At 68.8% G+C, this 15113-nt stretch carries 12 protein-coding genes; 9 read left to right on the top strand and 3 right to left on the bottom strand.

The features are described from left to right. Positions 1-25: 25 nt before the first annotated feature. Both C556_RS0110665 and ybaK read right to left on the bottom strand, forming a co-directional pair. Positions 26-451: a hypothetical protein gene (locus C556_RS0110665; RefSeq protein WP_018748243.1), complete on the bottom strand. Its 426-nt coding sequence runs from the start codon at positions 449-451 to the stop codon at positions 26-28. A 25-nt stretch (positions 452-476) separates the two neighbouring features. Beyond that, positions 477-968 carry a Cys-tRNA(Pro) deacylase gene (gene ybaK, locus C556_RS0110660; RefSeq protein WP_018748242.1) on the bottom strand — a complete coding sequence of 164 codons (492 nt, stop codon included), beginning with the start codon at positions 966-968 and terminating at the stop codon, positions 477-479. 75 nt (positions 969-1043) lie between these two features. Here ybaK and C556_RS0110655 point away from each other — a divergent pair, with 75 nt between their 5' ends. The 5 genes from C556_RS0110655 (at position 1044) to C556_RS0110635 (ending at position 9023) form a co-directional block, all read left to right on the top strand. Continuing rightward, entirely contained in the window at positions 1044-2504 is a 1461-nt protein-coding gene (locus tag C556_RS0110655; protein WP_018748241.1) for a protein adenylyltransferase SelO, read from the top strand. A 281-nt stretch (positions 2505-2785) separates the two neighbouring features. Further along, positions 2786-4105, top strand: coding sequence for a macrolide transporter subunit MacA (macA, locus tag C556_RS0110650; protein ID WP_018748240.1), 1320 nt, complete (start codon positions 2786-2788; stop codon positions 4103-4105). 1 nt (position 4106) lies between these two features. Further along, positions 4107-6062 carry a MacB family efflux pump subunit gene (locus C556_RS0110645; RefSeq protein ID WP_018748239.1) on the top strand — a complete coding sequence of 652 codons (1956 nt, stop codon included), beginning with the start codon at positions 4107-4109 and terminating at the stop codon, positions 6060-6062. A 10-nt stretch (positions 6063-6072) separates the two neighbouring features. Continuing rightward, entirely contained in the window at positions 6073-7464 is a 1392-nt protein-coding gene (locus C556_RS0110640) for an efflux transporter outer membrane subunit (protein WP_018748238.1), read from the top strand. 89 nt (positions 7465-7553) lie between these two features. Further along, entirely contained in the window at positions 7554-9023 is a 1470-nt protein-coding gene (locus C556_RS0110635; RefSeq protein ID WP_018748237.1) for an inorganic phosphate transporter, read from the top strand. A 71-nt stretch (positions 9024-9094) separates the two neighbouring features. Here the strand turns inward: C556_RS0110635 and C556_RS0110630 are convergent, their stop codons facing one another. Beyond that, positions 9095-10036 carry a histone deacetylase family protein gene (locus C556_RS0110630; RefSeq protein WP_018748236.1) on the bottom strand — a complete coding sequence of 314 codons (942 nt, stop codon included), beginning with the start codon at positions 10034-10036 and terminating at the stop codon, positions 9095-9097. Positions 10037-10238: 202 nt separating this feature from the next. On the opposite strand from C556_RS0110630, the gene C556_RS0110625 reads away from it, so the two are divergent. From C556_RS0110625 to C556_RS0110610, 4 genes are all read left to right on the top strand, one after another. Next, entirely contained in the window at positions 10239-11126 is an 888-nt protein-coding gene (locus tag C556_RS0110625; RefSeq protein ID WP_018748235.1) for a hypothetical protein, read from the top strand. Between the two features lie 151 nt (positions 11127-11277). Then, positions 11278-12189, top strand: a complete 912-nt coding sequence (locus C556_RS0110620) for an AAA family ATPase (RefSeq protein WP_018748234.1) — start codon at positions 11278-11280, stop codon at positions 12187-12189. Then, a complete protein-coding gene (locus tag C556_RS0110615) occupies positions 12189-13157 on the top strand; it encodes a DUF58 domain-containing protein (protein WP_018748233.1) in 969 nt (322 codons plus the stop codon). Before C556_RS0110620 ends, C556_RS0110615 begins: the two co-directional genes overlap by 1 nt. Further along, entirely contained in the window at positions 13150-15099 is a 1950-nt protein-coding gene (locus C556_RS0110610; protein WP_018748232.1) for a transglutaminase TgpA family protein, read from the top strand. Before C556_RS0110615 ends, C556_RS0110610 begins: the two co-directional genes overlap by 8 nt. The last annotated feature ends 14 nt before the right edge of the window (positions 15100-15113 follow it).

Here is a 15113-nt window from a genome sequence, read left to right as displayed (position 1 = left end):
CGGCGTGCTCTTTCATACGGGGTGTTCAGAACTGGATGCGGGCCTTGAGGAAGTCGAGGTACTTGTCGTCCTCGTCTTCGAACACGTCGAGGCCGCCGTACTCGAAGGCGCGCGCCAGATGATCGAGCGCGCGGGCCTCCTCGCCGGTTTCCAGCAGGCTTTGTCCCAGCCGCAGGTGGACGAACGGGTTGTCGTCGCCATCCGGGTAGCCCAGCGCCTGTTGCAGGGTCTCGACCACCTGCGCGTGCTGGCCCAGTTGGAACAGGGTGTCGCCGATGGCGGCGGCGACCAGCGTGCTGGCTTCGAAACGCTCGCGCTCGGTCGGCAGCAGGATCTCGGCCTCGCGATACTTGGCGAGCGCGCCGGCGTCGTCGCCTTTCTCGAACAGGCGGTCGCCCGCGTCGAGCAAGGCGGTGATCTGGTCGTGGAGGATGCTGGGCAGGATGGTCATGGTGAATCCGGGATCGGGTTGTCGGTCAGGCGCCGTGGGGAATCGCGATATCGACCAGGGTCGGCTTGAGCACGGCGATGGCGTCGGCCGGGCTGAGCCCGACCAGGAAGCCGCGCTTGCCGCCGTTGAGATAGATGCGCGGCAGGTCGGCGATGCTGCGCTCCATGTATACCGGCATCGCCTTGCGGGTGCCGAACGGCGACGTGCCGCCGACCAGGTAGCCGGAATGGCGGTTGGCGACTTCGGGCGCGCACGGCTGGATGGTCTTGCGCCCGAGCAGGCGCGCCAGGTTCTTGGTGGAGGTCTCGCAGTCGCCGTGCATCAGCACCAGCAGCGGCTGTTTGGCGTCGTCCTCCATCACCAGGGTTTTGATCACGTCGTGCTCGGGCACGCCCAGCTCGCGGGCGGACACGGCGGTGCCGCCCTTTTCCTCGTATTCGTAGAGGTGCTCGGTGTAGACCACCTTGTGTTGGCGCAGCATGCGCACGGCGGCGGTGACGGGGGCTTTCTCGCTCATCGGGAACTCGGGAGGCTTTTTCGGGTAATATACCCGATCATTTCACTCAACTATTAGGGCGTACACCCGCAAGGCATGAAGCATACCTTTCCCGACCTGCCGCTGGCACCCCGTTTCGCCGCGTTGCCCGAGCGCTTTTACTCGCAAGTGCCCTCCACCCCGCTGCCCGGGCCGTCGCTGATCGCCTGGAACACGGCGCTGGCCGATGCGCTGGGCCTGGACAGCCAGGACGGTGGCGAATGGACCGACTTCCTCGCCGGCAACGCCGCGCTCACCGAGTACCCGCAACTGGCCAGCGTCTACAGCGGCCACCAGTTCGGGGTGTGGGCCGGGCAACTGGGCGACGGCCGCGCGCTGCTGGTGGCGGAGATCGACACCCCGCTGGGCATCCACGAACTGCAACTGAAAGGCGCGGGCCAGACCCCCTATTCGCGCCGCGCCGACGGCCGCGCGGTGCTGCGCTCGTCGATCCGGGAATACCTGTGCTCCGAGGCGATGCACGCGTTGGGCATCCCCACCACCCGCGCGCTGGCACTCGTGGCCAGCCCGCAGCCGGTATGGCGCGAAACCAAGGAGACCGCCGCGGTGGTCACCCGCGTCGCGCCGTCGTTCCTGCGCTTCGGCCATTTCGAGCATTTCCATCATCGCGACCAGCAGGACGCGGTCCGCCAGCTCGCCGACTGGGCCATCGCCGGGTTCTATCCGGAATGCGCGGCCGCCGGGCAGCCCTACGTGGCGCTGCTGGACGCCGTGGTGGAACGCACCGCGCGCCTGATCGCGGCCTGGCAGGCAGTGGGCTTCTGCCACGGCGTGATGAACACCGACAACATGTCGCTGCTGGGGCTGACGCTGGACTACGGCCCGTTCGGCTTCATGGACGGCTTCGACGCCGGCCACGTGTGCAACCACTCGGACGAGCGCGGGCGCTACGCCTACGACCAGCAGCCGCAGATCGGGCTGTGGAACCTGCACTGCTTGGCGCAGACGCTGTTGCCCGACATCGGCCGCGATGCCGCCATCGCCGCGCTCAGCCGCTACCAGGATGTATTCGAGCAGCACTACGCCGAACTGCTGCGCCAGAAGCTGGGGCTGCGGCAATGGCGCGAGGACGACTGGGAACTGCTGGGCACGCTGCTGACGCTGCTCCAGGCGGCGCATACCGACTGGACGCTGTTCTGGCGCCGGCTTGCCACCCTGCCCGCCACCGGCGCCGTGCCCGCGGCGTTGCGCGACCTGGTGCTCGACCGCGACGGCTTCGACGCCTGGGTCGCCGCCTACCGTGCGAGGTTGGCCGACGACGGCAGCACCGACGACGCCGAGCGCGCCGCGCGCATGAACGCGGTCAATCCCAAATACGTGCTGCGCAACCATCTGGCCGAGGAAGCGATCCGCGCCGCCCAGCGCGGCGACCACCAGCCGCTGCGACGCCTGGCCGACGCGCTGGCGCGGCCGTTCGACGAAGCACCGGAATTCGAGGATTTCGCCGCCCTGCCGCCGGACTGGGCGCGGCAGTTGTCCGTTTCGTGCTCGTCCTGAACGCTCGTTGCACCCCGGCCCCCCGACGCCCCGCCCGATTGCCGCCGGGGCGTCGCGGCTTTGTCCGACTCTTGTAAAAAATGCGCCGGGCATGCGTGCCGTCCGCGTCAACCGGGCACAATGTCGTTGCGTTATCGTCAGCCGGGCCGCGAGCACGGAACCGTGATGAAGGGCGCAAAGGACCAACCGCCGCATCCCGCCATCCGTTCCACGACCGCCGTCCAGCCGCCTTGCAGCGGCGGTTCGCGCGCCCCAGGCACACCAGAACAACAGGAATTCACATGCCCTCCACTGCCCCCAGCCGTCTGCGCTGGCTGAAACGTCACCGTTGGTGGCTGCTTGCACTACTCGTCATCCTCGCCGGCCTCGGCTGGTGGTATCGCGCCGCCAGCAAGCCGGCCGCCGTCGAAGTCCTGACCGCCCCGGTGAGCCGTGGCGACATCGAAGTGTCGGTGCTGGCCACCGGCGTGATCGAGGCGTCGCAACAGGTGGATGTCGGCGCGCAGGCGTCCGGCCAGGTCACCAAGCTGGCGGTGGAGCTGGGCGACCGGGTGAAGAAGGGCCAGTTGCTGGCCGAGATCGATCCCACGCTGTCGCAGAACTCGTTGCAGGAGGCGCAGGCGTCGTTGGACAACCTGCTGGCGCAGCAGACCTCGGCGCAGTTGGAACTGAAGCTGGCCGAACAGGAGAACGCCCGCCAGCAGGAAATGCTGGCGGCCGACGCCACCGCGCGCAAGGACGCCGACGACGCGGCCATCCAGTTGAACATCCGCCGCGCGCAGATCGCGCAGATCGCGGCGCAGATCAAGCAATCGCAGATCAAGCTGGACACTGCGCGCGCCAACGTCGGCTACACCCGCATCCTGGCGCCCATGGACGGCGAGGTGGTGTCGATCACCACCAAGGAAGGCCAGACCGTGATCGCCACCCAGCAGGCGCCGACCATCCTGACGCTGGCCAATATGGACGTGGTCCAGGTGCGGGCCCAGGTGGCCGAGGCCGACGTGCCGCGGCTGAAGTCGGGCATGCCGGTGTACTTCACCGTGCTGGGCGCGCCCGAGCGCAAGATCGTCGCCAAGCTCAAGACCATCCAGCCCAAGCCGGAAACCGTGAACAACGCCATCTTCTACAACGCGCTGTTCGACGTGCCCAATCCCGACGGCCTGCTCAAGTTGCAGATGACGGCGCAGGTGTCGTTCGTGATCGACGCCAAGCGCGACGTGCTGACCATTCCGGTGACCGCGCTGATGAGTCGCGGTGACGGCAGCGGCGCTGGCAAGGCGCGCGATGCCTCGGCCCCCCGCCAGAACGCCGAGCGCCCGCGCAGCGACGCCGCATCGGGCGTGCAGGGCAAGCGCCAGGGCCGCAAGCAGCGCGACGACGGTCAGGCGGGCACGCAGCAGGTGCGCATGGTGCGGGTACAGAAGCCCGACGGTACCGTCGAACCGCGCCGCGTCACCGTGGGCCTGAACAACAACGTGCAGGTCGAGGTGGTGTCCGGGCTGGCCGAAGGCGAGCAGGTGGTCACGGGTGGCGGGCTCAACAACGTCCAGCCGCGCCAGCGCCAAGGCGGCCCGATGGGCGGCCCGCGGATCCGCTGACATGCGCCAAGACACGCCCCTGATCGAGCTGTCCGGGCTGTATCGCCGCTTTCCGGCCGGCGATACCGACGTGACCATCCTCGACGACATCCACCTGACCATCGCGCGCGGCGAGATGGTCGCCATCATGGGCCAGTCCGGTTCGGGCAAATCCACGCTGATGAACATCCTGGGCGGGCTGGACCAGCCCAGCTCCGGCTCTTACCGCTTCGACGGGGTCGAGGTCGGCAGCCTTGACGACGACGGGCTGGCCGCGCTGCGCCGCGAGCATTTCGGCTTCATCTTCCAGCGCTACCACCTGATCCCGGCGCTGACCGCGTCCGAGAACGTCGCCATGCCGGCGATCTACGCCGGCATGGACAACACCGCGCGCGCCGAGCGGGCCGGGCAGCTGCTGGGGCGGCTGGGGCTGACCGAGCGGCTGCACCACAAGCCCAGCCAGTTGTCCGGCGGGCAGCAGCAGCGCGTGTCCATCGCCCGCGCGTTGATGAACGGCGGCGAGGTGATCCTGGCCGACGAGCCGACCGGCGCGCTGGATTCGCGCAGCGGCGAAGAAGTGCTGGCCACGCTCAAGGAGCTGCACGCGCGCGGCCACACCGTCATCCTGGTCACCCACGACGCCAACGTCGCGGCGCTGGCCGAGCGCGTGATCGAGATCAAGGACGGCCGCATCGTCGACGACCGGCGCAACCCCGGCGCCCACGACGCCGAAAAACCCGGCGACCGCCCGGCGCCACCGGCGCATCCGGCCGGGCTGGCCGCCAACTGGGGCCGCTTCCTGGAGGCGTTCAGCATGGCCTGGCGCTCGCTGGTGGCCAACCGGCTGCGCACGCTGCTGACCATGCTGGGCATCATCATCGGCATCGCCTCGGTGGTGTCGATCGTGGCGCTGGGCGAAGGCATGCAGCAATCGGTGCTGCAGAACCTGTCGTCGCTGGGCGCGACCAACATCGACATCATGCCGGGCTCGGGCCTGTCGGACGACCGCTCGGGCGGGGTGCGCACCCTGCGCGAGTCGGACCTGCTGGCGCTGGCCGCCGAACCGTACGTGGAGGCGGTGACGCCGATGTCGCAGAAGCAACAGCGCATGCGCTTCGGCAACGTCGACTCCAACGCCACCGTCTACGGGGTGTCGCCCAGCTACTTCGACGTGCGCGGGCAGAAGATCGAGCAGGGCAGCAACTTCAGCCGCCAGGACGTGCAGCGCCAGGCCCAGGTGGCGGTGATCGGCGAGACCACGCGCCAGACCTTCTTCGGCGACGGCTCGGGCCTGGGAGAGATCATCCTGATCGGCAACGTGCCATTACAGGTGATCGGCGTCGCCGAGGCCAAGTCGAGCGGCTGGGGCGGCGATTCGCTGGAGGTGTGGGTGCCCTATTCCACCGCCGCCAGCCGCATCTTCGGCCAGCAGTACTTCAACCGCATCACGGTGAAGGTGCGCGGGGGCCTGCCGACCAAGGCCGCCGAGGAGGCGCTGACCCAGCGCCTGCTGCTGGCGCACGGCACCCAGGATTTCTACACCCGCAACATGGAGGACATCCTGTCCTCGGTCGAGGCGAGCACCCGCAACATCAAGCTGTTCCTCACCATGATCGGCGTGATCTCGCTGGTGGTGGGCGGCATCGGCGTGATGAACATCATGCTGGTGTCGGTGACCGAACGCACCCACGAGATCGGCATCCGCATGGCCGTGGGCGCGCGCCAGAGCGACATCATGCGGCAGTTCCTGATCGAGGCGGTGATGGTCTGCATGGTGGGCGGCGGCATCGGCATCGCGCTGTCGCTGGGCCTGGGCGCGATGGTCGACCGCCTGATGACCGACTTCAAGATGATCTTCTCGCTCGAATCCGTGCTGACGGCGGTGCTCTGCGCCACCCTGGTCGGCGTGGTGTTCGGCTTTCTTCCCGCGCGGCGCGCGGCGCGACTGGCGCCGATCGAAGCGCTGGCCCGCGAATAGGCTGTTCCGCATGATCGATACCCGAAACCTGAAAACCCTGGCGCTGTACCTCGCGGCATTGCCGCTGTTCACCGCCTGCGCCAGCACCGGCTGGCAGGCCCCGCCGATCCAGACCCCGGCGGCGTGGCAGGCTGCCGCCACCGATGGCCAGCTGGCCGATGCCGATGCATTCTGGCAAGGCTTCGGCGACCCCGGCCTGAATGCGCTGATCGTCCGCGCGCGTGCCAGCAACGCCGACCTGGCCAGCGCCGTGCTCAAGCTGAAGCAGGCCGGCTATACGCTGGAACAGGCGCAACTGGACCGCCGTCCCGATGTGAGCGTGTCCGGCAAGGTGTCGGCCAACCGCGACCTGCGGCGGAACGAGAGCCTGGGCGAGAGCTACAACTTCTCCGCCGGGCTGTCGTACGAGCTGGACCTGTGGGGCCGGCTGGCCGACCTGGAAGACGCCGCGCGCTGGCGCCAGGGCGCCACCGCCGCCGACCTGGAAGGCGTGCGCGTCTCGCTGGAAGCCAACACCGCCAGCCTCTACTGGCAACTGGCGCTGAACGACGCGCAGGTCTCGCTGGCCGAACGCGACCTGGACAGCGCGCGCAAGACCTTCGATCTGGTGCAATCGCGCTACAAGGCCGGCACTGTGTCGGGGCTGGACATCGCGCAGGCGCGCCGCGCAGTCAGCCAGCAGGAAAGCACGCTCGCCAGCGCGCAGCAGACCCGCAACGCCACCCGTCGCGCGTTGGCGCTGCTGTTCGACGTGCCGCCCGAGACCGACCTGGGCACCACGCCGGCACTGCCGCGCAGCACGCTGCCGCAGGTGCCGGCCGGGCTGCCGTCGCAACTGCTGGCGCGCCGTCCCGACCTCGCGGCGAGCGAAGCGCGGCTGAAGGCGTCGTTCGCCGACACCGAGGCGCAGCGCAAGAGCTGGCTGCCGACGTTCTCGCTGACCGGCAGCGTGGGCAGCGCCAGCAGCACGCTGGTCGACGTGCTGTCCAATCCGGTGGCGGCACTCGGGCTCGGCGTGGCCCTCCCCTTTGTCCAGTGGAACGAGCGCGAGGTGGCGTTGAAGGTCAGCCGCAGCGACTACGAGCTGGCGGTGATCGCGCATCGCCAGACCATCTACCGCGCGTTGGGCGAGGTGGAGGACGCACTGGATGCCCGCACCCGGCTGGAAGGCGACACCGAACGCCTGCTGGCGCAGCGCGACGACGCCGCCACAGCCGAACGGCTGACCGGCGTGCGTTACCGCGCCGGGGCGGTGGCGTTCGATACCTGGCTCTCCGCGCAGGACACGCTGCGCGCGGCGGAGCGCGCGTTGCTGCTGCACGACTACGAGCGTGCGGCCAACCTGGCCACGCTGTACAAGGCGTTGGGCGGCGCGCCGGCGGGGAACCTGGCGGGCGATTGACCTCGCACAACCACCGGGCTCGCCGGACAACGGCGCCCGGCGGTTTTCTGCCATAATCCGCCGCGTTCCCTCCCCGACACAAAAACTTCATGTTCGAACTATTCAGCGGCCTCGACCCCTGGGTCGTCGTCAGCCTGTTGCTGGCACTCGGCTTCGTCCTCGCCTTCGAGTTCATCAACGGCTTCCACGACACCGCCAACGCCGTGGCCACGGTGATCTACACCAAGGCCATGCCGCCTCACATCGCGGTGATCTCGTCGGGCATCTTCAACTTTCTCGGGGTGTTGCTGGGCGGCGTCGGGGTGGCCTACGCCATCGTCCACCTGCTGCCGGTGGAACTGCTGATCAACGTGAACACCGGCCATGGGCTGGCGATGGTGTTCTCGCTGCTGGCGGCGGCCATCGTCTGGAACCTGGGCACCTGGTACTTCGGTATCCCGGCCTCCAGCTCGCACACCCTGATCGGCTCGATCCTCGGCGTGGGGCTGACCAACGCGCTGATCACCAATATTCCGCTGGCCGACGGCATCAACTGGAAGAAGGCGATCGACATCGCGCTGTCGCTGCTGATCTCGCCCACCGCGGGCTTCCTGCTCGCCGGGCTGTTGCTGCTGTTGCTCAAGCGGCTGATGCCGCTGTCCAAGATGCACAAGACACCGGAAAACCGCCGCTCGAACGACGGCAAGAAACACCCCCCGTTCTGGAACCGCCTGGTGCTGGTGATCTCGGCAATGGCGGTCAGCTTCGTGCACGGCTCGAACGACGGCCAGAAAGGCATCGGCCTGATCATGCTGGTGCTGATCGGTATCGTGCCGGCCAAGTTCGTGCTGGACCTGAACAGCACCACCTACCAGATCGAGCGCACCCGCGACGCCACCATCCACCTGCGCCAGTTCTACCAGCGCAACGCCAATACCCTGTCCGACTACCTGGCGCTGGGCCGCAATAACGGCACCGAGCTGCCCAAGCACTTCCGCTGCGACCCCAAGACCACCGAGCCTACCATCGGCGCCCTGTTGCTGGCGCTCGACGGCGTGAAGGACTACCGCGACATGACGCCGGACACGCGGGTGCAGGTGCGGCGCTACCTGCTCTGTCTGGACGACACCGCCAAGAAGGTGGGCAAGCTGCCGCAGGTGCCCAACCGCGAGAAGGCCGACCTGGACAACCTGCGCAAGGACTTGACCGCCACCACCGAATACGCACCGTTCTGGGTGATCCTGGCCGTGGCCAGCGCGCTGGGCGTCGGCACCATGGTCGGCTGGAAGCGCGTGGTGCTGACCGTGGGCGAGAAGATCGGCAAGCAGGGCATGACCTACGCCCAGGGCATGTGCGCGCAGATCATCGCCGCCGCCTCCATCGGCTTCGCCAACATCTTCAGCCTGCCGGTCTCGACCACCCACGTGCTGTCGTCCGGCGTGGCCGGCACCATGGTGGCCAACCGGAGCGGCCTGCAAGGCGGCACCGTGCGCAACATCCTGATGGCATGGGTGCTGACGCTGCCCGCCACCATCGGCCTGTCGGCGCTGCTGTTCTGGCTGGCGACGCTGGTGCTGTAGCGCGCAGCGTCGCGTCCATGAAAAAGGCCATCCCGCGGGATGGCCTTTTTATTTTGTTGGCGCAACAGCGGCTAGAACTCGCCCAGCTCCTTGATGTGCACCGCGACGCTGCGCCCCAGCGCCGACGGGTCGTACCCGCCCTCCAGCATCGACACGATGCGGCCTTGCGCGTGGCGTTCCGCCACCTTCTTCATCTCGCGCGTGACCCACGCATAGTCGGCCTCGACCAGGCCCATCGACGACATGTCGTCCTCCAGGTGGGCATCGAAGCCGGCCGAGATCAGCACCAGTTCGGGCGCGAACGCGTCCAGCGCCGGCAACCAGCGTTCGAGCACCGTCTCGCGGAACACGTTGCCGGTGGTGCCGCGCGCCAGCGGCACGTTCAGCATGTTGGCGCCGCGCGGCTCGTCGCCGGAATACGGATAGAACGGATGCTGGAAGATGCCGACCATCAGCACCCGCGGCTCGTCGTGGAAGGCATCTTCGGTGCCGTTGCCGTGGTGCACGTCGAAATCGACGATAGCCACCCGTTGCAGGCCATGGGCCGCCATCGCATGGCGCGCCGCCACGGCGATGTTGTTGAACAGGCAGAACCCCATTGCCCGGGCGTGCTCGGCGTGGTGCCCCGGCGGGCGCACCGCGCAGAACGCATTCTGCGCGCGGCCGCTCATCACGAGATCGACCGCGGCCACGCCGGCGCCAGCTGCATGGTAGGCAGCGCGCAGACTATAAGGGTTGACGGCGGTATCGGGGTCGAGATGGGCGTAGCCGCGGCTGGGAATGACCAGCGCCAGCCGGTCGATGTAGTCCATGTCGTGGACGCGCAGCAGTTGTTCCAGCGTGGCGGGCGGGGCGTCCACATGCAGCAGGAAGTCCCACAGCCCGGCGGCGATCAGCCTATCTTGAATGGCGGACAGCCGCTCCGGGCATTCGGGGTGCCCTTTCCCCATGTCGTGCATGCTGCAGGCGGAGTGCGTGAGGTAGGCCGTGGGGCCGGCGACGACGGACTGCAATCGAGATTCTCCAGCGACGGAACCGAATGGCATCGGCGAGGACAGAAGGCCAGTTCCCATCCCCGGCGCTGCATCCGCAAGCAGGATGCCGATGCGCGCAGGGACCGACCCAGTGTACGCCCAACCGCGACGCCGGAGCAAAGCCGCGCGGACGGCCCCGCTGACAAGAACAAACGGCGCAAGAGCGCTAGGAGCACCCACCATGAACCGCTCGGCACCCTTGGCCATTCTGCTCGTCGCCCTGGCGACGGCCGCACCGTCGCAGGCCGCATCCGGCGTACGCCTGGACGCCACGCCGATCTGGCTGGGCGACATGGCGCTCGATGGCGGCGGCAAGGCCAGCAGTGGCACGCTGCTGCTGCGCGGCGCCACCGAGCTGCCCATCGACGACAACCTGTCGCTGGGCTTCGATGCCTCCTACCAGTACATCGACTGGTCGTTCAACGAGCCGCTTTCGTGGCAGGGCCAGGCACCCTGGGACAACGTCCAGCGCGGTGGCGTGGGCGTCAGGCTGAGCTGGGAATCGAACAGCGGCTGGCAGTACACCCTGGCGCCGTCGCTCAACTACGCCGGCGAACGTGGTGCCAGCGATGCCTGGGGCTGGGGCGCAACCGCCATCGCCAGCCGCGCCTTCGCGCCCGACCTGGTGCTGGGGCTGGGCGTGGGCGTGTTCGACGCCATCGACGAGACGCGGGTCTATCCCTACCTGATGATCGACTGGCAGATCTCCGAGACCTGGAGCCTGACCAACCCCTTCAGCGCGGGGCCGGCCGGACCGGCGGGGCTGGAACTGGGCTACCACGGCGTCGGCAACAAGTGGGAGGTCGGCGCCGGCGGTGCGTATCGTTCGTTCCGCTTCCGCCTGGCCGACGACAATCCCATGGCCAGTGGCGGCGTGGGGCAGGAAGAGATGATCCCGCTCTACCTGCGCTTCGGCTACACCCCCACGCGCAATACCAAGCTCGACCTCTACCTGGGGGCCGCGCTCAACGGCAAGCTGCGCACCGAGGACCGCAACGGCAACCTGCTGACCGAGGACGAATTCGACAGCGCGCCGCTGTTCTCGATCAATTTCGGCGGGCAGTTCTGAACGCCGGAGCAACTCGCGCCCGCCCCGGCCGCCGACTGCGGCTGGTCGGGCGAAACACCCGGTCGCGCGAACCGGGGTGCGCCGCGCCGCATCAAAACAACGTTAGAATCCGACCGACCCGACCATACCGCTCATTCGCCAGGGAGTGGCAATGCCCCATTCGTTTTCCCCCGCCCTCGCCCAGCTGAACCGCGTCATCCTCGGCAAGGAGGATCAGGTGCGCATGGCCCTGTGCTGCCTGCTGGCGCGCGGCCACCTGCTGCTGGAAGACCTGCCCGGGGTGGGCAAGACCACGCTGGCGCACGCGCTGGCCGCCACCGTCGGCCTGCGCTTCCAGCGCGTGCAGTTCACCAGTGACCTGCTGCCGGCGGACCTGATCGGGGTGTCGATCTACCAGCGCGACACTGGGCAGTTCCGCTTCCACCACGGGCCGGTGTTCACCCAGGTGCTGCTCGCCGACGAAATCAACCGCGCACCGCCCAAGACCCAGTCGGCTCTGCTCGAAGCCATGGAAGAACAGCAGGTGACGGTGGATGGCACCAGCTATCCGCTGCCCGAGCCCTTCTTCGTCATTGCCACCCAGAACCCGCAACACCAGATCGGTACCTTCCCCCTGCCCGAATCGCAGCTCGATCGCTTCCTGATGCGGCTGGAGCTGGGCTACCCCGACGGCGCCGCCGAGCGCGCCATGCTGGCCGGCGAGAATCGCCGCGATCTGGTGGCGCAATTGCGCCCGGCGGTGGAGCCCAACGACCTGCTGACCGCGCAGCGCGAGGTGGACAAAGTGCACGTCGCCGGTCCCCTGCTCGACTACGTGCAGGCGCTGGCGCGCGCCACCCGCAGCCACGACGCGCTCAGCTACGGCCTGTCGCCGCGCGCCCTGCTCGGCCTGATCGCCGCCGCGCGCGCCTGGGCGTGGCTCGACAACCGCGACCACGTGATTCCCGAGGATGTCCAGGCGGTGTTCCCCGGCGTGGCCGGCCACCGACTGGTGCAGCGCGCCAGCGGCCGGGTCGCGCCGGACGCGGCGCTGGAACTGCTGCGCGCGGTCGCCATCCCCTGATGACACCCGCCTTCCTGCGCCGACGCTGGCAGCGCTGGCTGGCGCGCCGGCACCCGGCGGGGCCAGAGATCCGGCTGCGCCACAACCGCATCTACGTGCTGCCCAGCGCTTTCGGCTTCGCCTTCGCGCTGTGTGCGCTGCTGCTGCTGGTGGGCGCCATCAACTACCAGCTCAGCCTGGGCTATCTGTTCACCTTCGGCCTGATCGGCCTGGGCCACGCGGCGCTGACCGAAGCCTTCCGCAACCTGCTCGGCCTGCGTTTCGGCACGCGCCAGCCCGAGCCGGTGTTTCAGGGCGAGACCGCGTTCTTCCCGGTGGCGATCAGCAACGACAAGCGCCGCGTCCGCCGCGGCATCCTGCTGCGCGCCGCCAACGGCGGCACCGCCACGCTGGATCGCCTGGCCGGCCAGCAGGAGCGACTGGTCCACCTGCCGGTGCCCACCTCAGAACGCGGCTGGCTGGCGCTGCCGCGCCTGACCATCGAAACGCGCTATCCCACCGGCTTCTGCCGGGCCTGGAGCCATGCGTCGCTGACCGCGCGGGTATTGGTCTATCCGCGCCCGGAGCGCGATCCGCCACCGTATCCCGGCGCGCAGGAGAGCGGCGCCGGCATGGCGCGCCGCACCGGCGAGGACGAATTCGCCGGCCTGCGCGAATACCGGCCCGGCGATTCGCCGCGTCGCATCGCCTGGAAGCACGCGGCGCGCAGCGACATTCTGGCGGTCAAGTCATTCGACAGCGCGCAAGGCGCACAATCGGTGGTGGACTGGGACGCCGCCGCGCCGCTGGATGTCGAAGGCCGCCTGTCGCGCCTGACCGCGTGGCTGCTGCGCGCCGAAGGCTCGGGCGAGCGCTACGGCCTCAACCTGCCCGGCCAGCGGATCGAGATCGACCACGGCCCGCAGCATCTGGCGCGCTGCCTGGAAGCCCTTGCCACCTTCGACCTTGCGGCGGCGCCCCATGGCTGAGCAGCTGGTCTCGCTGCCGCGCAACAAGCTGCTGGCGCTGCTGGGCACGCTGGCGCTGCTGCTGGCACCGCATCTGGCGCAGATGCCGTTCTGGCTGATCCTGGTCACACTGCTGCCGCTGGCCTGGCGCGCCTACACCGCATGGTCGGGTCGTCGCCTGCCCGGCCGCGCGGTGCGCCTGTTCCTGGCCGGGGCGATGATCGTGCTGGTGTTCCTGCAATTCCGCACACTGGTGGGACGCGACGGCGGCGTGGTGCTGCTGGCGTGCCTGGTGGCGCTCAAGCTGTTGGAGACCACCTCCCGCCGCGACGTGCGCATCCTGACGCTGCTCGGCTACTTCGTCGCCGGCACGCTGTTCCTGGTGTCGCAATCGTTCTGGATGCTGGCCTACGTGGTGTTCGTCTGCGTGCTGCTCACCGGGCAGCTTTTCGCCTGGCAACGCGACGACAACCGCTTCGAGCCCGAGGAATATCGCCGCGCGTTGCGCCTGATGCTGGAAGGGTTGCCGGTCGCGCTGCTGCTGTTCGTGCTCTACCCGCGGCTCGCCACACCGTTGTGGAGCATGCCCGCAGACCGGCCGCAGGCCAGCACCGGCATTGCCGACACCATGACCCCCGGCAGCTTCAGCGATCTCACGCTGGACGACAGCGTCGCCTTCCGCGTGGATTTTCGCGGCCGCCAGCCGGAGCGCGATCAGTTGTACTGGCGCGGGCCGGTGTTCGAGCGCTTCGATGGCTACACCTGGCTGCAACGCGAATTCGCGCCCGCGCTGGCGCCCAAGATCGTGCCGCTGGGCCGCACGTTGGATTACACCATCACGCTGGAACCCCAGCAGCGCGCCTGGCTGTTCGCGCTGGACCTGCCCACCCGGCTGCCGCAGGGCGCGCGCCTGACCAGCCGGATGCAGGCGGTCTACCGCCAGCCGTTGACCACCCGCGCCCGTTTCGACCTGCAAAGCGCCACCGACTGGCGTATCGAGGAGGACGGCGACCGCTTCGCCGTCACCCAGGCGCTGGTGCTGCCCCACACCGGCAACCCGCGCGCGCGCCAGTTGGCGCAGGGCTGGCGCACGCTGCCGCCTCAGGTGCGCGTGGCGCGTGCGCTGATGTGGTTGCAGAACAACCGCTTCTTCTATTCGCTGGCGCCACCGTTGCTGGAAGGCGCGGATCAGGTCGACCAGTTCCTATTCACCACCAAGGAAGGCTTCTGCGAGCATTACGCGGGATCGTTCTCCTTCCTGATGCGCGCCGCCGGCGTACCGGCGCGCGTGGTCGGCGGCTACCTGGGCGGCGAATACAACGCGGCAGGCGACTATTGGATCGTGCGCCAGGCCGATGCCCACGCCTGGGTCGAGGTCTGGCTGGAAGGCCGCGGCTGGCAGCGGGTCGACCCCACCGCGGTGGTCTCACCGCTGCGCGTATCCAGCGGCCTGGCGCGCAGCGTGCGCGACAGCGACCGCCTGCCGATGCTGTTACGGGAAAATGCGGCCTGGCTGGCCAACCTGCGCCTGAAATGGGACAACGTCGTCTATGTCTGGGATCGTTGGGTGATCGGTTACGATACCCAGCGCCAGATGCAACTGCTCAAGCAACTGGGAGTGGACAGCCTGGATTCGGCCACCTACCTGGCCTGGCTGGTCGGGGGCTTCGCCGCGGTGCTCGCGCTCTATACCTTGGCCGCGCGCCGCGGCCCGCGCGCGGACCGGCCCCGCGATCCGGCGGCCCGTCAATGGCGCGGCTTCCTGCGCCGGCTGGCGCAACGCGGCCTGTCCCCGCACCCCGGCGAAGGCCCACGCGACTTCGCGTTACGTGCCGCCGCCGCGCTACCGGCGCAGGCCGAGCTGATCCGACGCATCTGCAACCATTACCTGGCTGCGCGCTACGGCGACGACCCCGACGCCGCCCGGCAACTGGCCAAAACCATCAAGACCTTCCGCCTGTGAGCGGCAACACGGAT

This window comes from Chitiniphilus shinanonensis DSM 23277, from assembly GCF_000374805.1.
Taxonomy (GTDB): domain Bacteria; phylum Pseudomonadota; class Gammaproteobacteria; order Burkholderiales; family Chitinibacteraceae; genus Chitiniphilus; species Chitiniphilus shinanonensis.
Note: the sequence above shows the minus strand (reverse complement) of the source record. Positions and strands in the feature narration are given on the sequence as shown.